The sequence below is a fragment of the Pirellulales bacterium genome (assembly GCA_035499655.1).
Lineage (GTDB): Bacteria > Planctomycetota > Planctomycetia > Pirellulales > JADZDJ01 > DATJYL01.
In genome coordinates this window covers 49,554-69,098 of record DATJYL010000214.1, presented here as the reverse complement: position 1 = coordinate 69,098, position 19,545 = coordinate 49,554, and the positions used below count along the sequence as shown (strand labels likewise).

The 19,545-nt window shown below is 56.2% G+C and carries 15 protein-coding genes and 5 tRNA genes; all 20 read left to right on the top strand.

All coding sequences use genetic code 11. The features are described from left to right. Positions 1–114: 114 nt before the first annotated feature. The 20 genes from VMJ32_16445 (at position 115) to fusA (ending at position 19,497) form a co-directional block, all read left to right on the top strand. Positions 115–187, top strand: a tRNA-Thr gene (locus tag VMJ32_16445). Positions 188–236: 49 nt separating this feature from the next. After that, positions 237–318: transfer RNA gene (locus VMJ32_16440), tRNA-Tyr, on the top strand. 168 nt (positions 319–486) lie between these two features. After that, positions 487–557, top strand: a tRNA-Gly gene (locus VMJ32_16435). 208 nt (positions 558–765) lie between these two features. After that, positions 766–838: transfer RNA gene (locus VMJ32_16430), tRNA-Thr, on the top strand. 166 nt (positions 839–1,004) lie between these two features. Continuing rightward, positions 1,005–2,204 (top strand): elongation factor Tu, encoded by a 1,200-nt coding sequence (gene tuf / locus VMJ32_16425; GenBank protein HTQ40613.1) that lies wholly within the window; start codon positions 1,005–1,007, stop codon positions 2,202–2,204. Between the two features lie 33 nt (positions 2,205–2,237). Then, positions 2,238–2,313: transfer RNA gene (locus VMJ32_16420), tRNA-Trp, on the top strand. Positions 2,314–2,425: 112 nt separating this feature from the next. Continuing rightward, a complete protein-coding gene (gene secE / locus VMJ32_16415; protein ID HTQ40612.1) occupies positions 2,426–2,950 on the top strand; it encodes a preprotein translocase subunit SecE in 525 nt (174 codons plus the stop codon). Between the two features lie 16 nt (positions 2,951–2,966). After that, entirely contained in the window at positions 2,967–3,779 is an 813-nt protein-coding gene (gene nusG, locus VMJ32_16410) for a transcription termination/antitermination protein NusG (GenBank protein ID HTQ40611.1), read from the top strand. A 67-nt stretch (positions 3,780–3,846) separates the two neighbouring features. Further along, positions 3,847–4,272 carry a 50S ribosomal protein L11 gene (gene rplK / locus VMJ32_16405; protein ID HTQ40610.1) on the top strand — a complete coding sequence of 142 codons (426 nt, stop codon included), beginning with the start codon at positions 3,847–3,849 and terminating at the stop codon, positions 4,270–4,272. A 116-nt stretch (positions 4,273–4,388) separates the two neighbouring features. Continuing rightward, on the top strand, positions 4,389–5,072 hold the full coding sequence (gene rplA, locus VMJ32_16400; protein HTQ40609.1) for a 50S ribosomal protein L1: 684 nt from the start codon (positions 4,389–4,391) through the stop codon (positions 5,070–5,072). Between the two features lie 70 nt (positions 5,073–5,142). Further along, on the top strand, positions 5,143–5,715 hold the full coding sequence (gene rplJ / locus VMJ32_16395; protein ID HTQ40608.1) for a 50S ribosomal protein L10: 573 nt from the start codon (positions 5,143–5,145) through the stop codon (positions 5,713–5,715). A gap of 151 nt (positions 5,716–5,866) precedes the next feature. Then, entirely contained in the window at positions 5,867–6,280 is a 414-nt protein-coding gene (rplL, locus tag VMJ32_16390) for a 50S ribosomal protein L7/L12 (GenBank protein ID HTQ40607.1), read from the top strand. A 314-nt stretch (positions 6,281–6,594) separates the two neighbouring features. Further along, positions 6,595–10,308, top strand: a complete 3,714-nt coding sequence (rpoB, locus tag VMJ32_16385) for a DNA-directed RNA polymerase subunit beta (GenBank protein HTQ40606.1) — start codon at positions 6,595–6,597, stop codon at positions 10,306–10,308. 97 nt (positions 10,309–10,405) lie between these two features. Beyond that, on the top strand, positions 10,406–14,794 hold the full coding sequence (gene rpoC / locus VMJ32_16380) for a DNA-directed RNA polymerase subunit beta' (protein HTQ40605.1): 4,389 nt from the start codon (positions 10,406–10,408) through the stop codon (positions 14,792–14,794). 96 nt (positions 14,795–14,890) lie between these two features. Continuing rightward, on the top strand, positions 14,891–15,097 hold the full coding sequence (locus VMJ32_16375; GenBank protein ID HTQ40604.1) for a type II toxin-antitoxin system HicB family antitoxin: 207 nt from the start codon (positions 14,891–14,893) through the stop codon (positions 15,095–15,097). Continuing rightward, entirely contained in the window at positions 15,094–15,315 is a 222-nt protein-coding gene (locus tag VMJ32_16370) for a type II toxin-antitoxin system HicA family toxin (protein HTQ40603.1), read from the top strand. Before VMJ32_16375 ends, VMJ32_16370 begins: the two co-directional genes overlap by 4 nt. A 55-nt stretch (positions 15,316–15,370) precedes the next feature. Then, complete coding sequence (locus VMJ32_16365) at positions 15,371–15,766, top strand: hypothetical protein (protein ID HTQ40602.1); 396 nt, start codon at positions 15,371–15,373, stop codon at positions 15,764–15,766. Positions 15,767–16,247: 481 nt separating this feature from the next. Beyond that, a complete protein-coding gene (gene rpsL / locus VMJ32_16360) occupies positions 16,248–16,616 on the top strand; it encodes a 30S ribosomal protein S12 (GenBank protein HTQ40601.1) in 369 nt (122 codons plus the stop codon). Between the two features lie 93 nt (positions 16,617–16,709). After that, entirely contained in the window at positions 16,710–17,180 is a 471-nt protein-coding gene (rpsG, locus tag VMJ32_16355) for a 30S ribosomal protein S7 (protein HTQ40600.1), read from the top strand. Between the two features lie 226 nt (positions 17,181–17,406). Beyond that, positions 17,407–19,497, top strand: a complete 2,091-nt coding sequence (gene fusA / locus VMJ32_16350; GenBank protein ID HTQ40599.1) for an elongation factor G — start codon at positions 17,407–17,409, stop codon at positions 19,495–19,497. The last annotated feature ends 48 nt before the right edge of the window (positions 19,498–19,545 follow it).

Sequence of the window (19,545 nt, the reverse complement as noted above, 5' to 3'; positions counted from 1 at the left end):
GAGTTTAACGGTTTTTGACGTGCTGGCATAAAGGCGTGCAAAAATCGCGCCTAGCCGTATTGCAACCGACGGCCAGACTGTTATATTTAGTGGTTTTCGTAGCCCTCCTCGCAGGCTAGCGTAGCTCAACCGGCAGAGCAGCGGTTTTGTAAACCGCAGGTTGTGGGTTCGAGTCCCTCCGCTAGCTCGTCGTCAGTTGGCGGCTGGCCAGCGAGACGGAAGTCGTGACAAATCGAGGGGGGTTTCCCGAGCGGTCAAAGGGGCCAGACTGTAAATCTGGTGGCACTGCCTTCAAAGGTTCGAATCCTTTACCCCCCATTGTTTGAAATGACGAACGACGAAGCACGAATGACGAAGGAATGACGAATGACCAAATCTCAATGACCAAAACGGCAATCCTTGCTAAGCGTCATTAAACAGGACAATGCTGCTTGGTGACTCATGCATCACTGGTCATTTAGATTTCGTCATTCGTCATGAACTCACGCGGGTGTAGCTTAATGGTAAAGCCCCAGCCTTCCAAGCTGGCCACGTGGGTTCGATTCCCATCACCCGCTTGTGGATTGGAAAATTGGGTGAAGAGAATTTTGAATACGAACGGGGAACAAATTTTATTGCTAACCAACCATCGCCGAGACCACATTCAACTACAGCAGTTTAGTCCGTGACAAATCGGGAAATGAGCCGCACGTGCGCGGGAACGCCGCAGCGCAGTGTTGCCGTAACAGGGTGTTGCCGAAACATTGTCGCAAGGGAGTGTCACCCGCTGCTGTAGCTCAGTTGGTAGAGCGCGTCCTTGGTAAGGACGAGGTCAAGGGTTCAAGTCCCTTCAGCAGCTCTGACGCCGAATCGTTGGAATTGTGTATTAACCACGGAACTATTGCCCATCGATTCAGCACCAGATTTATTTTTGAATGGAGCCCACAAGGGGGCCAGATGTTTGCAAGACAGATTGTGATTTTGACAATTTTTTAATCGCTGGTTTTTCATCGTAGGGAGAAAGAATGGCCAAGGACACATTTCAACGGACCAAGCCGCACGTCAATGTTGGCACGATCGGCCACATTGACCACGGCAAAACGACCCTGACCGCCTCCATTTTGGCGGTGCAAGCGACCAAAGGCAAAGCGAGCATTAAGTCGTACTCCGACATTGCCAAAGGTGGTACGGTGCGCGATGAAACGAAAACCGTGACCATCGCCGTCAGCCACGTTGAGTACGAAACCGACAAGCGGCACTATGCCCATATTGATTGTCCGGGCCACGCCGACTTCATCAAAAATATGATCACCGGCGCCGCGCAAATGGACGGGGCGATTTTGGTGGTTTCGGCCGCCGACGGCCCCATGCCGCAAACCCGTGAACACATTTTGCTCGCGCGCCAAGTGGGTGTGCCGGCGTTGGTGGTGTTTTTGAACAAGGTCGACCTGGTGGACGATCCGGAATTGCTGGAGTTGGTGGAATTGGAAATTCGCGAACTGCTGACCAAGTACGGTTTCCCGGGCGACGAAATTCCGATTATTCGCGGCGCGGCCAAGCCGGCGCTGGATAATCCTAAGGACGAAAAGGCCAACAAATGCATTGGCGAACTGATGGACGCCATCGACAAATACATTCCCGAGCCGGTGCGCGAAATCGACAAGCCGTTTTTGATGGCCGTGGAAGACGTGTTCTCGATCGAAGGCCGCGGCACCGTGGCCACCGGTCGTGTGGAACGCGGCGTGGTGAAAGTCGGTGAGGAAGTGGAAATTGTCGGCCTTAGCCCCGACAAGCGCAAGGTCGTGGTGACCGGCGTGGAAATGTTCAACAAAACCCTGGACACGGGCCAGGCGGGCGACAACGTGGGTTGCCTGCTCCGCGGCATCAAGCGCGAGGAAATTGAGCGCGGCCAAGTGCTGGCCAAGCCCGGCTCCATTACGCCGCACACCAAGTTTGAGTGCGAAGTATACGTGCTGAGCAAAGAAGAAGGCGGGCGTCACACTCCGTTTTTCTCCGGTTACAAACCGCAGTTTTATTTCCGCACCACGGACGTGACCGGCAGTGCACAGTTGGTGGGCGGGGCGGAAATGTGCATGCCCGGCGATAACGCCCGGTTGAGCGTGGAATTAGGATATCCCATCGCCATGGACGATGGCGTGCGGTTTGCCATCCGCGAGGGTGGTCGCACGGTCGGGTCGGGCGTGGTGACCAAAATATTGGCATGAAGTCAATCGGATTTGGAGCTTCGGATTTAACCTAGGGGTGTAGCTCAATTGGCAGAGCACTGGTCTCCAAAACCAGCGGTTGGGGGTTCAAGTCCCTTCGCCCCTGCCAGTCGGTGTGTGGTGAATCGGTGAGTGGTGAGTTCGGGCGGTGGATGTACTCACCACTGGCGGAACTCACCACTTACCACGTTCGGTGGTGCAGGATGCACGAGGTAACCATTATGTCCAAACAACACGTCACGGCAGACCACGAAGAACATACGGAAGAAGATAAACAAAACGGAGCCGAGAGTTCGGCCCGGTCGGTCAGCAATCGGAGCGAAGTCGCAAAACGAAAGAAGGATCGCCGCATGACCGCGGGCACGCATTGGTTATTTCAGTTGGGGGTGTACAAGCGCAGCCAAGGACGCGTCATCCGACAAATTACGTTTTTTGCGTTGCTGGCAGCGATTGCTCTGGGCGCATGGCGGTTGAGCGAATTTGCGCATCGTTCGGGTTTGAAGTATGGCGTCCCGTTTGCCATTTTGGTTGTGGGCGGGTGGCTTGTTTATCGGTTGGTGAACTTGCCGCGGTTTGCGGATTTTTTGATTGCCGTGGAGGCGGAAATGACCAAGGTTTCCTGGCCGACGCGGCACGAACTGATTCGCAGTTCGATGGTGGTCATTTTCACCATTATCGGATTTGCCGTGCTGTTGTGGTTTTACGACACGTTTTGGAGCTTTTTGTTGGGTCTGCTGCACATGTAACAGGGCAGTAAATAACGTGAATGATGTTTGGGAAAACACGGAGAATGTTTCAAACCCGTCTGCGGGCGGCGCGGGTAGCGTTGCGCCCGGGCAGTTGCCGCCGGATGATGCCGCGCCACGGGATGTTGTCACCGCGGCCGCGCCCACGGGTCCCGCCAGCCATGCGCCGGATGCAACCGGGGGTGATGATATTGAAGCGGCCGAATCTGTTCAGTCCCCGGAGCCCGAGCCGGAGCTCGAGCCGGAACATGAGCCCAAGGGCATTGCCGTAGCCGTGGAAGATGACGACCGGCCGGTCAAAATGGAGTGGTACATCCTCAAGGTGCAAAGCAACCGGGAAGATTCCATTCGAGAAGGATTGAAACGCAACGTGGAACGGGCCGGACTGGGTAAGTACTTCGGCGACATTATTGTGCCGATTGAAACGGTCACCGAATTCAAAGGCGGAAAAAAGAAGGTCGTCAAACGAAAGCTGTATCCGGGGTACCTGGTCGTGCAGATGGAGATCAACGACGACACGTGGTACCTGGTGCGCGACACGGCGGGCATTGGTGATTTCACCGGCTCGATTGGCCGGCCCTCGCCCATGGCCCCCCAGGACATTGCGAAAATTATCTCCAAGACTGAGGAAAAAACGGACGACGCGCCGCGGCTGAATATTCGCGTGAAAAAGGGAGATCGGGTCAAAATCAACGAAGGCACGTTCGAGAATTTTGAAGGAGAAGTGGACGCCATCAACGAAGCCAGCGGCCGCGTGAGCGTGATTATCAACATTTTCGGTCGACCCACGCCAGTGGAATTGGAGCATTGGCAAATCGAGCCGCTGTAATTGAAGTTTGCATTTGAAACAATCCGTTTAGCCGCCGCCTCCAGGCGGCGCAACCTAATACAAAAACATGGCCAAGCAACTTGTTGGAACGACGAAATTTCAAGTGCCCGGCGGGCAGGCCACGCCTGCGCCACCGGTCGGCACCTCGCTGGGTAAATTCGGCATCAACTTGGGTCAGTTCGTACAGCAATTTAACGAACGGACGCGCGATGCCGGCGGCATGGCCATTCCCGTAGTGGTGAATGTGTACAACGACCGCAGCTTCGACTTTGTTTGCAAAAGCCCACCAGCGGCCGCCCTGCTCAAGCAAGCGGCCGGCATTGCCAAAGGCTCGGGCGTGCCGAACAAGGAAAAAGTCGGCAAGGTGAAGAAAGAACAGTTGGACAAAATTGTGAAACTGAAGGCTGCCGATCTGAACGCCACCGATCCCGATCATGCCCGGCGGATGATCGAAGGGACGGCCCGCAGCATGGGAATTGAGGTTGAGGGATGAGGGCGCAGAGATAGGGATTGGACACGGGTCGGCAAACCGCTTGCGGTTTAGTAGCAGAATCAAGCAAAAAACTTAAAACACAGTTGGTGACACGCAAATCTCAGTTGGTGAACACGATGGTCAAAGTTGCGAAGCGCATGAAAACGATGATGGAGAAGCTGCCGAAATCGGAAGCTGCCATGTCGGTGGATGAAGCGGTGAAAATTCTCAAGCAATTTCCGCCGCGAAAGTTCGATCAAACGGTGGAACTTTCCATACGTTTGGGCATCGATCCGAAACAGGCCGATCAGTTGGTGCGCGGCTCGATCGTGCTACCGCACGGCATCGGCAAATCGAAAAAAGTAGTGGTGTTCGCCAAGGGAGATAAAGCCGAGGAAGCCAAAGCCGCCGGCGCCGACGAAGTGGGCGCCGAAGACTTAGCCGCCAAAATTAAGGGCGGTTGGACCGATTTCGAAGCCTGTATTGCCGCGCCGGACATGATGGGTTTGGTCGGTCCGCTCGGTAAAGCGTTGGGCCCCAAGGGGTTGATGCCGTCGCCGCGGGCCGGCACGGTGACTCCGGACATTGGCAAAACCGTGAAGGAATACAAGGCGGGCAAGGTGGAGTTCCGCAACGACCCAACGGGCATTGTTCATGCGGTGGTGGGCAAGTTGAGCTTCGATGAAAAGAAGCTGGCCGAAAACATCCGCGCTTTCATCGACCAAATTTTGCACATGAAGCCGCACAGCGTTAAAGGCGTGTACGTGAAAAGCATTACCGTCAGCGGCGCGATGACGCCGGGATTAAAAATCGCCGCGTAAGAAGGAAGTTTAAGTCATTCAGTTAGCCCCCGGTCAATGACCGGGAGCTAAATACACGAAACTTGAAGCCATGAGTAAATTTGTCAAAGACTTGCTGACTCGCGATTTGCGAAATCAACTAACCGGCGTGAATGACGCGCTGTTGGTCAATGTCGTGGGGCTGGATGCCATTCGCACGACGAAGCTGCGTGGCGAGTTGCGCAAAAAAAACATCAAACTGGAAGTCATCAAAAACAGCATGGCCCGGCGGGCGACCGAGGGCACTCCGCTGGCGCCGGCGTTTGAAGGCGTGGAAGGGACGCTGGCCATTGTGTGGGGCGCGGATGATTTCGTGTCTCTGACCAAAGAAATCGTCAAACTTTCCGAAGCGAAAGAGTTCGAAGGGTTCGCCACTCGCGGCGGGACCATGGACGGCGGCAAGCTAACGCCGGCACAAATCAAAGAAGTCAGCAAGTGGCCCTCGCGCACTGAGCAATTATCGATGCTGGTGGGACAGATTCTGGGGCCGGGCGCGCGGCTTGCCGGACAACTCAAGGGGGCCGGCGGGACACTGGTCAATCAAGTGAAAACCCATGCGGAGAATTTGGAGAAGGCCGGCGGCGGCGAAGCGGCTCCGGCAGCGGAAACACCTGCGGCAGGTTAATTTCACCGCACAGACGCGGAGACACAGAGAAGATCAAATGTAGCGAAGATCAAATTTAGATACTCGATCGGAAATTTTGAAATCCAGCGGTTCCGGCGAGCCGCGAATCGATAAACAGTTTTTTACACGACTAGAAAGGAAGTTTGTAGCCATGGCCACTGCTGAAGCAACGCGTGAGTTTACCGGAAAAACGAAAGAACTGGGGGACAAGATTGTCGCCCTGACCTTGAAACAAGCTAAGGAACTGAGCGATTACTTAGAAGACGTGCACGGCATCAAAGCGGCTGCCGGCGGAGCCGTGATGATGGCCGCCCCAGGCGGCGCCGCAGCCGCTCCGGCGGCGGAAGCCAAAACCGAATTCGACGTGGTCCTGGAAGGCTTTGACGCCGCCAAGAAAATCGGCGTCATTAAGGTCATCCGGGCACTGACTAACCTGGGCTTGAAAGAAGCCAAAGATTTGGTGGAGGGCGCCCCCAGCAAGGTGAAGGAAGGCGTTTCCAAAGAAGATGCGGAGAAGGCAAAGAAGGAATTGGAGGAAGCCGGCGCGAAAGTGTCGGTCAAGTAACGGATGCCCGGAACCGGCAGCCTGCGATGGGCGTCAATTTTTTGGCGGCCAGTGTCAGACAGTCGGCATCGACGGTGGATCGGGTCAACTTTAGCTCGCTCAGTTGGTCTTGGCTGGTATGACACGCGATAGGCGGTCAAGCTGGCGGGCCATCTCTTAATGGATTGATTCAGGCAATTGCATTGGCAATCCCTTGCATTGACGCTGTGGCGCGGCGCTGGTTGCGGCTCGCGCGCTGGTAATTTTGCCTCATTCGACCGCGGCAACGAATTCACATTGCGGCGGCCACGATTTTTTCAGGAGCGATTTGTCCTATGGCGACTTCGGCTCAACGACGTATTACCCCGCAAGAAATTCGCAAGTTTGGCAGCGGCCGCGAGCTGTTTGCGATTCCCGATTTGACGCAAATCCAAACCCGCAGCTACGAAAATTTTCTGCAGTACGACGTGCCCAGCAACAAACGCAAGGACCAGGGCATTGAATCGGTGCTGCGCGAGATTTTCCCGATCGAAAGCTACGATAAAAATCTGAAGCTGGAATACATTCGCTACGAGTTGGGCAAGCCGCGGTATGAACCGCACGAGTGCCGGCAGTTGCGGCTGACTTACGGGCGGCCGTTCCGCGTGTGGCTGCGACTGACGAAGGCCGAGCCGATCGAAGAAGAAGTGTACCTGGGCGATATTCCCATCATGCTGGGCGGCGGCGAGTTCATTATCAACGGCGCCGAGCGCGTGGTGGTCAGCCAATTGCACCGCAGTCCCGGCGTGGATTTTGTCACCGAAACTGACACCGGCGAACGGAAAATATTCAGCGCCCGCATCATTCCGGAGCGCGGCAGTTGGATTGAGCTGAACGTGTCGAAAAAGGACACGCTGCAAGTGCGCATCGACCAAAGCGGCAAGTTCTCGGCGATGATGCTGTTGCGGGCGATGGATCCCAAATATGGCCAAGACGCCGACTTGTTGCGGACGTTTTACGAATCGCACATGGAAAAAGTGGTCGACGGCCGGAGCGTGGGAAAAATCGAGGGCAAAATTGCCGTCACCGACATTGTGTACCCGGCCAGCAGCGAACGCGCCGGCGAAATCATCGTGGAAGCGGGGCACAAAATCACGAAGAATTTGGCCGAAACCATTTGCACTTCGGGCTTGTCGAGCGTGGAAGTGATGGCGGACGTGAAAATCCCGCTCATTCTTAACAGCCTGGAAGAAGACACGACCGGCAGCCACGAGGAAGCGCTATTGCGGATTTACCAGCGGCTGCGGCCTGGCAATCCGGCGCAGTTGGAAAAGGCCAAAGCGCTGTTTCACGAGAAGTTTTACGACACCAACCGTTACCGTTTGGGGCGTGTCGGGCGATTCCGCATTAACCGCAAGCTGCGGTTGAATGTACCGGAAAGCGAAATGACGCTGCGACCGGAGGATTTAATCAGCGCCATTAAATACGTCATCAAGCTGAATGAAGGGGGCGGCGAAGGTTACGAGGTGGACGACATTGACCACTTGGGCAATCGCCGTTTGCGGACCATCGACGAGTTGGCTTCTGACGAATTGCGCAAGGGCTTTCTCAAGCTGCGTCGCACCGTGCAGGAGCGGATGAGCTTGAAAGAAGTGGAAGACATGACCCCGCGCACGCTGATCAATCCCAAGAGCATTTCGGCGGCGATTGAATACTTTTTTGGCCGCGGCGAGTTGTCGCAAGTGGTGGATCAAACCAATCCGCTGTCGATGCTCACGCACGAGCGGCGGCTTTCGGCATTGGGTCCCGGCGGCTTGAACCGTAAACGGGCCGGGTTTGAAGTGCGCGACGTGCACATTTCGCACTATGGGCGCATTTGTCCCATTGAAACGCCTGAAGGCACAAACATCGGCTTGATTTCCAGCCTGGGAATTTACGCGGCTGTGGATGAATACGGCTTTTTGGTTACGCCCTACCGCAAAATCAATAAAGGCAAGTTGACCGATCAGGTGGAGTGGTTACGGGCAGATCAGGAAATGGACGCGTACTTGGCTCCGGCCGATGCGCCGGTGGTGAACGGCCATTTGTCGGGCGAAAACATTATTGCGCGTTACCGGTCCGACTTTGAATTGGTGCCGGTCGACAAGGTTGACTACATCGACGTGGCGCCGAGCCAAATGGTGGGTGTTTCGGCGGGCCTGATTCCTTTCTTGGAACACGACGACGCCAACCGCGCGCTGATGGGTTCCAACATGCAACGGCAGGCGGTGCCGCTGTTGGTTACGGAACCGCCGCTGGTGGGCACGGGCATGGAAGTCGACGTGGCGATCAACTCCAGCATGCTGCTGCGGTCGCCCAAGAAGGGAACCGTCACGTATGTCGACGCCGACAAAGTGGTGATCAACAACGAGGAAATTCCACTGACCAAGTTCAAAGGATTGAACGAGCGGACCTGCCAGAACCAGCGGCCGGTCGTCGGCGTGGGTGATAAGGTGGAAAAAGGAACTGTTATTGCCGACGGGGCCGCGACCTACCACGGCGAGCTGTCGCTGGGTCGCAACGTGCTGGTCGGCTTCATGGCGTGGGACGGATTCAACTTTGAGGATGCCATTATCATCAGCGAAGAGCTGGTGCAGAACGACGTGTACACGTCGATTCACATCGAAGAGTTCGACATTGAAATTCGCGAAACCAAGCTGGGCCGCGAGGAATTCACGCGCGACATTCCCAACGTCAGCGAAAAGGCACTGCGTAATTTAGACGAGACGGGCATCGTGCGGGTGGGTACTTACGTGCAGCCGGGCGACATTTTAGTGGGCAAGGTTTCGCCGAAGAGTAAAACCGAGCTGACGCCTGAGGAAAAACTGCTGCACGCGATTTTTGGCCGGGCGGGCGAAGACGTGAAGAACGATTCGCTGGAAGTGCCATCGGGCGTAGAAGGCATTGTCATCCACACGGAAAAATTCTCACGCCGGATGAGTTTGTCCGAGGACGACCGCAAGAAATTCGAGAAAGATTTAAAAACGGCCGAAACCGAAGGCAACGCCAAAATTGCCGAAGCGTTTGGCGCGATGATCGGCGAAATTGAATCGATTCTCCACAAAACGTTGACCGACGCGGAAGGCGCGCCTTTGGTGCGCGACCAGGAGCATAAATTCGTGGCCGAGCAGGCGGCGAATTTCAAACTGGATGCAATCGACATTCGCAGTCCGGAACGTCGGGCCGATGTGGAAAAGGCTTACAAAACGCTGTGGCCGGCAGTGGAAGCGGCCATCGATGACCGTGATCGCAAGCTGAACAGCATGAAGCGCGGCGACGAACTGCGCAGCGGCGTGCTGCAAATGGTCAAAGTGTACATTGCCGCCAAGCGCGTGATTTCGGTGGGCGATAAAATGGCCGGCCGACATGGCAACAAGGGCGTGGTCTCCAAAATTTTGCCCAAGGAAGACATGCCCTTTTTGGCCGACGGCACGCCGGTGCAAATTCTGCTCAATCCACTGGGCGTTCCCAGCCGTATGAACGTGGGCCAAATTTTGGAAACCCACTTGGGCTGGGCGGCGGCGGCGCTGGGCTTTCGAGCTGTCACGCCGGTGTTCGACGGCGCCAGCGAGGAAGAAATTAACGCCGCCTTGGATAAAGCCGGTCTGCCCAGGCACGGCAAAGCACAACTGTTCGATGGCCGCACCGGCGAGCCCATGGAGCAGGAAACCACCGTGGGCTACATCTACATGCTCAAGCTGCATCATTTGGTGGACGACAAGGTGCATGCCCGCAGCACGGGCCCGTATTCGCTCATTACGCAGCAGCCGTTGGGGGGCAAGGCGCGGTTCGGCGGACAGCGATTCGGCGAAATGGAAGTGTGGGCCTTGGAAGCGTACGGCGCCGCTTACATTTTGCAGGAGTTGCTCACCGTAAAGAGCGACGACGTGGAAGGCCGCACCAAAATTTACGAGGCCATGGTCAAGGGCGAAAACACGTTGGAAGCCGGCACCCCGGCCAGCTTCGACGTGCTGACGAACGAAATCCGCGGCCTGGCTCTGAACATGCAATTGGAAAAACGCCGGATTTGACCGAATCGGCATAATTGAAACCGGCAGTCACATTTCGACAGATCACGAACTTAATGATAAACGCGAAAGCGCCTAGTTTTTTATAAGGAGGATTTCTGTGAGCATTGGCGAAACCTCTTACGACCGGATTAACGATTACTCGGCGGTGAAAATTTCTCTGGCCCGGCCGCACGACATTCGCAGTTGGTCGTTCGGCGAAGTGAAAAAGCCGGAAACCATTAATTACCGCACTTATCGGCCGGAACGCGACGGGTTGTTCTGCGAGCGCATTTTCGGACCGGAAAAAGATTGGGAATGCGCCTGCGGCAAATACCGCGGCATGAAATACAAAGGCATGATCTGCGATCGCTGCGGCGTCAAAGTCACTCACAGCCGCGTGCGACGCAAGCGGATGGGACATATTGAGCTGGCCGCGCCCGTCGTGCACATTTGGTTCTTCAAGGCCATGCCCAGCCGCTTGGGCAACTTGCTGGACATGAAAACTACGAGCCTGGAAAAGGTGATTTACTTTCAGGATTACGTGGTCACCGATCCGAAAGATACGCCGCTAAAAAAACAGCAATTGCTCACCGAGGAAGAATATCGCCAGGCCCGCGAGCAATATGGCGAAGGAACCTTCGATGCGGAAATGGGGGCCGAAGCGGCCCGCAAGCTGCTGCTCAACATGGATTTGGTGGCGCTCTCCAAGCAATTGCGCGAAGAGCTGAACACCACGAACTCCAAGCAAAAGAAAAAGGATCTGATCAACCGGCTGAAAATTGTGGAAAGCATCCGCGATTCGGACAACAAGCCGGAGTGGATGGTGCTGGACGTGATTCCGGTCATTCCGCCCGATTTGCGGCCGCTGGTGCTCTTGGACAGCGGCAACTTCGCCACGAGCGATTTGAACGACCTGTATCGCCGCATTATCAACCGCAACAACCGGTTGAAAAAGTTGGTCGATTTGAACGCGCCGGAAGTGATTATCCGTAATGAAAAGCGGATGCTGCAACAATCGGTGGACGCGCTGTTCGATAACAACCGCTGCAAGCGCCCCGTGTTGGGCAGCAGCAATCGGCCGCTGAAATCGCTGACCGACATGATCAAGGGCAAGCAAGGCCGGTTCCGCGAAAACCTGCTGGGCAAGCGCGTGGATTATTCGGCCCGCAGCGTGATCGTGGTGGGTCCGAACTTGCGGCTGCATCAATGCGGTCTGCCGAAGAAGATTGCCCTCGAACTGTTCCAGCCGTTCATCATTCGACGGCTTAAAGAGTTGGGCCACGCCGATACGATCAAGTCGGCCAAAAAGATGCTGGAGCGCAAGGACGCGGAAGTCTGGGACATTTTGGAAGAAGTGATCCGCAATCATCCGGTGTTGTTGAATCGCGCGCCGACACTGCACCGCATGGGCATTCAAGCCTTTGAGCCGGTGCTGGTGGAAGGCAACGCCATTAAGTTACATCCGCTGGTGTGCAAGGGCTTTAACGCCGACTTCGACGGCGACCAAATGGCGGTGCACTTGCCGCTTTCGATTGAAGCGCAGGTGGAAGCGCACACGCTGATGATGTCGGTGCACAACATTTTCAGCCCGGCCAACGGCAATCCGATTATCAGCCCGTCGCAGGACGTGGTGATGGGTTGCTATTACCTGAGCGTGTCGCTGCCCGACCGCAAGGGGCAGGGGATGGTGTTTTCGTCGATAGAAGAAGTGCAGTTGGCGTGGTCGCTGGGAAAAATCGACACCCATGCGCGGATCAAGGTGAAACTGCCGCCGCACCGACGTTTGAAGACCGACGCGGATACGCAAGCCAAGGCCGGCGCGATTATCGATACCACCGTGGGCCGGGTGCGCTTCAACACTATTTTGCCGACCGGGATGCCGTTTTACAACCATCCGCTGCGTTCCAGCGATTTGGCGAAGGTGATTTCCGATTGCTACCAAATGTTGGGCCGGCGTGCCACGATTGATTTGCTGGACGACCTGAATATGCTGGGCTTCCGCGAAAGCACCCGCAGCGGTTTGTCATTCGGCACCGACGATTTGATTACGCCGGCGATGAAATCGCGGATTATCGGCGAGGCGGAACGTGAAGTGCAGAAGCGCAACAAACTGTATCAACGCGGCATCATTACTGAAGGGGAACGCTACAACCAGGTGCTGGACGTGTGGACTCATGCCCGGGAACGCATCACCACGGAAATGATGGAGGCCCTGGAAAGCGACTTCCGCCGGCCGGGTTACGTGAATCCCATTTACTTGATGGCGCACTCCGGCGCCCGCGGCGGCGTGGAGCAAATTCGCCAGTTGGCCGGCATGCGCGGTTTGATGGCCAAGCCTTCGGGCAAGATCATCGAAACGCCCATCAAAGCCAACTTCCGCGAAGGGCTAACCGTGTTGGAATACTTCAGCTCCACGCACGGGGCCCGCAAAGGCTTGGCCGATACGGCGTTGAAGACGGCGGATTCCGGCTATCTGACCCGAAAACTGGCCGACGTGGCGCAAAACGTGGTCATTACGACGCAAGATTGCGGCACCACGCAAGGCATTACCAAGGGGGTAATTTACCGCGGCGAGAAAGTGGAAGTGAGCCTGGCTGATTCCATTCGAGGCCGCGTAAGCCGCCAGAACATCGTCAATCCGATCACCGACGAAATTGTCGTGAAGGAAAACGAATTGATTACGCCGACCGTAGCGCGGCGGATCGAGCAGTTAGGACTGGAGCGCATTCAGGTGCGCAGCCCGCTCACCTGCGATGCCTCGCTGGGCGTGTGCCGGTTGTGCTACGGCATGGATTTATCCACCGGTTCGATGGTGGAAGAAGGCATGGCCGTGGGCATTATTGCCGCTCAGTCGATCGGAGAACCTGGCACGCAGTTAACCATGCGTACGTTCCACATTGGCGGCGTGGGTCAACGGGCCATCGAAGAGAAAGATTATAAAGCCAAGAAGGCGGGCACGGTGCAATTCGTGCGGCTGAAAGTGGTGCGCACCGAATCCGGCGAACAGGTGGTGCTGACCCGCAACGGCGAATTGGTCATTTTGGATCCTAAAGGCCGGGAATTAGAAAAGTACGAAATTCCCGCCGGCGCCAATTTGCGCGTCGAGGAAAATGCGGAAGTGAAGCCCGGCCAAGTACTGTGCGAATGGGACCCGCACAGCATTCCCATTTTGGCGGAAGTGACCGGCAAGGTGCGCTACGAAGATGTCATCGAAGGCGAAACCATGCGGATCGAAAAAGACCCCAGCGGCCACGTTCGCCGCATGGTGATGGAGCACAAGGGCGATTTGCACCCGCAGGTGGTGCTGGAAGACGAGGCAGGGAAGATCTTGGACTTCTACTACTTGCCCGAAAAGGCGTACATCGAAGTGAACGAAGGCCAAGCGGCATCGGCCGGCACGCTGCTGGCAAAAACGCCGCGAGAAGTATCGGGCACGCAAGACATCACCGGCGGTTTGCCCCGCGTGACGGAAATTTTTGAAGCCCGGAAACCGAAAGATCCGGCGGTGATTGCCGAGATCGACGGCACCGTGGAAATTTTAGGGGAAAAGCGCCGCGGCAAGAGGACGATTATTGTCCGCAGCGAAAGCGGCATCGAACGGGAGCATTTGGTCAGCCACGGAAAGCACTTGCGAGTCCACTCCAGCGACTTTGTGCGGGCCGGCGAGGCGCTGGTGGACGGTCCGCTGGTGCCGCACGACATTTTGCGCATCTCCGGTGAAGAAGCCGTACAGCAATACTTGACGCGCGAAATTCAGAACGTGTATCGCAGCCAGCGCGTCGATATTGACGACAAGCACATCGAAATTATCGTCTCACAAATGCTCCGCAAGGTGCGCATTGAAAGCGTGGGCGATACCGGGCTGCTGCCGGGCAGCGTAATGGACAAATTCGAGTTCCGCAAAGTGAACCAGAATTTGTCGGGCTGCTTGAAGATTACCGAAAAGGGAGACAGCGAGTTTGAAGCCGGCACGATTGTGCCCAAGGACGCGCTGGAAGCGGCCAATAGTCAGACCGAAGGCTTGGGCGGCGCGCCCGCCAAGGGCACCAAGCCCAAAAGTGCCACCGCCAGCACGCAACTGTTGGGCATTACCAAAGCGGCGGTGCAATCGAGCAGCTTTATTTCGGCGGCCAGCTTCCAGGAAACCACCAAGGTGCTGACCGAAGCGGCCTTGGCCGGCAAGATCGATCGACTGGTCGGACTGAAGGAGAATGTGATTCTTGGTCACTTAATTCCGGCGGGCACGGGATTCAAAACGTTCCAGGAATCGGACGTTCGCATCCGGCGCGAGGCGTTGGAAGCGTTGGCCGCGCAAAAGGAGCAAGTGCTCACGCGCGCCTTCCCGCTGCTGGAAACCGCCGAAGATACCAATGGTTCGGCCGCCCAAACCAGCGGCGGCGCCACGGCAACCGCCACCGCCGAAGCACCCTCCGAATCTGTTCCCAGTGGGCTCGATGCTTTGCTGGGCGACGGCGGCAATGGCGACAACGCCGAATCGTCGGAATAAACCTGGTCCGAAATAGCGCCTCACCGGCTCTGTTATCCGTGGTAGAATAGCACTAGCGGATGATTTCAGTCAGTCTGTTATGCAAAGGGTGCGGCCATGCGACAGGTCGTTATTTATCCCGGCGAAGATGGATATTGGGTGGCGGAGTGTCCGAGTTTGCCCGGTTGCGTTTCGCAAGGCAAAACTCGTGAGGAAACCATCGCTAATATCCGCGAAGCAATCGATGTCTACATCGAAGCTCTCAAAGATGATAGTCTTGCGGTTCCTGAAGACAAATTCGAGGCTTTGCTGGTGGCGGTATGACCAAGCTGCCACGGATTTCCGGCTCCGAGGCAATGGCAGCATTGAAGAAAGCCGGCTTCTACGTGAAGCGGCAAAAAGGCAGTCACATCGTCATGCGTCGCGATCAGCCGTTTGCGCAGACCGTCGTGCCAGACCATCGGGAATTGGATTCAGGCACCCTAAGAGCAATCATTCGTCAAATCGGAATGTCGGTCGATGAATTTCAAGCACTCCTGTAAGCCTCTTCTGAGTCAAACGGTATAGTATGATCAGGAGAAACGGAGAAACCTGATCATGCGTTATCTTGTCCGCGCTCGGCTCAAACCGGGCTGCCAGCAGGCGTTGTTGGACGCCGTCGAAAACGGAACTTTGGGAAAAGGTTCCGTTGCGGAAACGGAATATCTGCGCAACATGCACGAGGCGCGGCAATTTCCCGACGGCACTGCGCGTTGGGTCGAAGTATGCTACTGCCCTACCCCGCTGCAAGAAGAACGGCCGTACTGGGAGCAGTATTTCGATCTGGTGAAAGTGCAGGACGCCCATTTGCGGGCTAACTGTCGCGACGAAAACGGCACGGAGCCCTGGGCTTGCGAAAACTGCGATTGCACGCGGCGGCTGGAAGAACGGTTAGCATGCAGTGCCCGCCCGTTCTTGGCAGGCCTTGTCCAGTCTTCTAAGTCCACACAGTAACCCATGTTGTGCAGCGACAAAGGGAGACGGTACCGATCTCCCGAAAATAAGGTGCCGCGCTTCGGCCGTACCTTTTCTTAATGGGATATGTTAAGGGTATTGTAATTATGACGTGCTTCGAGGCAGTCGATGCCGCGCAGTCTCTAGTGCTTAACTACGGATCGCATTTCGGCGCGTTGTTGTTTTGCAATCCAAGATGGACCGATAAATCGAGTAAAATCTCTGACTTATGGATCGTTGGCCTTGAGGCGACAACCCTTCCCTGGGGATGGATTTGGCTTTGCGTTCTTTGCGATGATAGCCTTCCTGTAATTGCCGCCCAAAAGCAGAAAAACCGGAAATTCACAGGATTAGACTGATTCATAACTGTATTTCCCGCCTGCAATTGACACCCGGCCTGAATCGGGTATCCTGATGGATTCCAATTCACACGCCGTTCATCCACACCGTAGCCCTCTCCCTCGCGGGAAAGGGAACTTGTATGCCGACGATCAGTCAACTTGTAAAAAGCCGCCGCCGGCCGAAGCGGAAGTTCAGCAAGTCGCCCGTGTTGGATAAATGTCCGCAAAAGCGGGGCGTGTGCCTCATTGTGAAAACGATGACGCCCAAAAAGCCGAACTCGGCACTGCGGAAAATTGCCCGCGTGCGATTGAGCAACGGCAAAGAAGTGACCGTGTACATTCCGGGCGAAGGCCACACGCTGCAGGAGCACTCGATTGTGCTGATTCGCGGCGGCCGTGTGCGCGATCTGCCTGGCGTGCGCTATCACATCATCCGAGGCACGTTGGATTGCTTGGGCGTGGAAGGCCGCAAGGGAAGCCGCAGTTTGTACGGAGCGAAAAAGGGCTAAGCGAGTGGCCGGTGATCAGTGGTCAGTGGTCAGAACAGATCACGCCGCAAATTCATTGGCCGTAACTGACCACTGACCACTGACCACTGAAACATGGGAAGAATTACTGCCAGCGGCACGACACTCAAGCCCGATCCGCGCTTCGGCGACGTGATGGCCAGCAAGTTCATCAATTGCCTGATGCACGACGGCAAAAAAAGCACGGCCCAAGGGGTGTTCTATCGGGCGCTCGATATCGTCAAGGAAAAAATGCCCGACAAAGAGCCCATCGAAGTGTTCAAGCAGGCGTTGGAAAACGTGAAGCCCAGCATCGAAGTGCGCTCCAAGCGCGTCGGCGGGGCGGCCTATCAAGTGCCGATGCAAGTGAGCCGCAAGCGGCAGGAATCGCTGGGCATCCGCTGGATTTTGGAATCGGTCCGCGAGAAAAAAGGCCGGGCCACGCACGAAAAATTGGCCGATGAGCTGCTGGCCGCCTTCAACCGGGAAGGGGCCGCCATGACCAAGCGCGAAAACGTCCACCGTATGGCCGATGCCAACAAGGCCTTCGCCCACTTCGCCTGGTAAATGTCCAATCGTACAATGGCCGCCACTGCCTCCCCCGGCAGTGCGGCCTTTTTTATGCGCACAAACATCAACCGCAGAGACGCGGAGAGGAGAATCCATTCAGGATTTAGAACGCATGATGAGTTTGTCTGGCACAAGTGGTTACCTCCCAAATCCTAAGTTCCGTTACTGCATTGTTTCTTCTCTGTGCCTCTGTGTCTCTGCGGTTTTTTGAGTTTGAATTTCCATGCAACGTGATCTGCATAAACTTCGCAATATCGGCATTATTGCCCACATCGATGCCGGCAAGACCACCGTCACCGAGCGGATGCTGTTTCTGTCCGGCGCCAAGCACCGGGTGGGGGAAGTCGACAAAGGCACGACCGACACCGACAGCGACCCCGAGGAGCAAGAACGGGGCATCACCATTTACGCCGCCTGCGTCACGTTTCCGTGGAAGGATGTGACGGTCAATTTGCTGGACACGCCAGGGCACGTCGATTTCACCGCCGAGGTGGAGCGCTGCTTGCGGGTGCTGGACGGCGCAGTGGTGGTGTTCAGCGCCCGGGAAGGGGTCGAGGCCCAGAGCGAAACAGTGTGGCGGCAGGCCGACAAGTACAAAGTGCCGCGGGTGGCGTTCATCAATAAATTGGATCGCGAAGGGGCTGATTTTGAGGCGGTTTACACCGAGATTTCCAAGCGGTTGGCGGCCCATCCGGTGGCGATTCAAATTCCCGTTGGCCAAGGCCCGCCGCATGTGAAACACCCGTTTCGCGGCATTATCGACCTTATCGAAATGAAGTTGCTCACCTTCGGCGGCGACCGGCAAAGCCGAGAGCAAACCGCGGCAGAAATTCCCGACGATCTACGCCCTCGGGCTGAAGAGTGGCGCACCGCCATGTTGGAAAAGCTGTACGACTACAGCAACGAGTTGATGGAATTGGCCCTGCAAGAAGAGCCGATTCCGCCGGAGCTCATCCGCCAAGTGTTGCGCAAAGCTACGGTAAGTTTGCAAGTGCAGCCGGTGTTGTGTGGCTCGGCTTTGCACGGCATCGGCGTGCAGCCGGTACTTGATGCGGTGCAATATTATTTGCCCAGTCCGCTGGATGTGCCGCCGGTGGAAGGCCGGGCTGTGGAATCGGGTAAAGATGGGGGCGAAAAAATCGAGCGGCGGAAACCTTCGCCGGATGAGCCATTTTGCGGCCTGGTGTTCAAAGTGTTGCCGGCCAAAACGGGCGACATGTACTGGATTCGCGTTTATTCCGGGTCGCTCAAACAAAACAGCCGGGTACTGAATTCGGGAAAAAACTTCAAGGAAAACGTGTCGCAGTTGTGGATCATTCATGCTACGAAACGCGAAGAGCAAATTGACAGCGTGCAGGCCGGCGACATCGTGGGAGCGATCGGGCCGCGGCAGTCAATCACCGGCGATACGCTGTGCGATCCGAAAGCACCGCTGCTCCTGGAAACGATTCAATTTCCCGAGACCGTGATTTCAGCCGCCGTGGAACCGGAAAGCACGGCTGATCGCAAAAAACTGGGCGAAGTGCTGGAAATGCTCAAGCGGCAAGATCCCACCTTCCGCGCCCACGAAAACGAGGAAACCGGCCAAACACTGATCAGCGGCATGGGCGAATTGCACCTGGAAGTAATTCAACATCGGCTGCAGCGCGATTTCAATTTGAATGTGCGCGTACACAAGCCGCGGGTCAGTTACAAAGAAACCGTGAACGCGACGGCGGAAGCATTGGGCAAGTGCAATCGGCAAATTGGCGGACAAACGTTGTTCGCCGAAGTGAAGGTCCGCGTGACGCCGCTGCATAAGGATGAGCCGGCGCGCGTTTTTACAAATTGGTTCACCGAAGACAGCGCCAAGCAAAATCTTATCCAGTTAGTGCTGGCGGCGCTGAAAGAGGCGGCCGAGGGGGGCGGACTGAAAGGCTGTCCGCTGTGGAGTTGTTCGCTGGAGTTGCTACAAACGCCGTTGCCCGAGCCGTTGCCCGGTGAAGTGGCGCTGCGGATTGCGGCTGCCGACGCCTTTACCAAAGTGCTGCAAGCCGCGGGCGTAACCGTGCTGGAACCGATCATGCGGGTGGAAGTGACCACTCCAGAAGAACACTTGGGGGACGTCATCAACGATTTGCAGCAGCGGCGGGCAATTATTAGCAGCACGGAAAACCGCGGCGGGGCGACGGTACTGGAAGCCGAAGCGCCGCTGTCGGCCATGTTCGGTTATTCAGCGGCAGTTCGCAGCTTAAGCCAAGGCCGGGCGAGTTTTTCGATGGAACCGTTAAAATACGGCCCTGCCCCGCCGGAAGTGCAGGAAGGGTTTATTTAGGCACCCAGGGGTCTGGTAGTCTTGTGCATGGTGGACTGGTGGTCTGGT

What these genes read in the sequence shown, in the direction of transcription:
- VMJ32_16365 (HTQ40602.1), top strand. Translation starts at nt 15,371, where the DNA reads ATGCGTTATCTTGTCCGCGCTCGGCTCAAACCGGGCTGCCAGCAGGCG.
- rpsL (HTQ40601.1), top strand. Translation starts at nt 16,248, where the DNA reads ATGCCGACGATCAGTCAACTTGTAAAAAGCCGCCGCCGGCCGAAGCGG.
- rplL (HTQ40607.1), top strand. Translation starts at nt 5,867, where the DNA reads ATGGCCACTGCTGAAGCAACGCGTGAGTTTACCGGAAAAACGAAAGAA.
- VMJ32_16370 (HTQ40603.1), top strand. Translation starts at nt 15,094, where the DNA reads ATGACCAAGCTGCCACGGATTTCCGGCTCCGAGGCAATGGCAGCATTG.
- fusA (HTQ40599.1), top strand. Translation starts at nt 17,407, where the DNA reads ATGCAACGTGATCTGCATAAACTTCGCAATATCGGCATTATTGCCCAC.
- secE (HTQ40612.1), top strand. Translation starts at nt 2,426, where the DNA reads ATGTCCAAACAACACGTCACGGCAGACCACGAAGAACATACGGAAGAA.
- rpsG (HTQ40600.1), top strand. Translation starts at nt 16,710, where the DNA reads ATGGGAAGAATTACTGCCAGCGGCACGACACTCAAGCCCGATCCGCGC.
- rplK (HTQ40610.1), top strand. Translation starts at nt 3,847, where the DNA reads ATGGCCAAGCAACTTGTTGGAACGACGAAATTTCAAGTGCCCGGCGGG.
- rpoB (HTQ40606.1), top strand. Translation starts at nt 6,595, where the DNA reads ATGGCGACTTCGGCTCAACGACGTATTACCCCGCAAGAAATTCGCAAG.
- tuf (HTQ40613.1), top strand. Translation starts at nt 1,005, where the DNA reads ATGGCCAAGGACACATTTCAACGGACCAAGCCGCACGTCAATGTTGGC.
- rplJ (HTQ40608.1), top strand. Translation starts at nt 5,143, where the DNA reads ATGAGTAAATTTGTCAAAGACTTGCTGACTCGCGATTTGCGAAATCAA.
- rplA (HTQ40609.1), top strand. Translation starts at nt 4,389, where the DNA reads ATGGTCAAAGTTGCGAAGCGCATGAAAACGATGATGGAGAAGCTGCCG.
- VMJ32_16375 (HTQ40604.1), top strand. Translation starts at nt 14,891, where the DNA reads ATGCGACAGGTCGTTATTTATCCCGGCGAAGATGGATATTGGGTGGCG.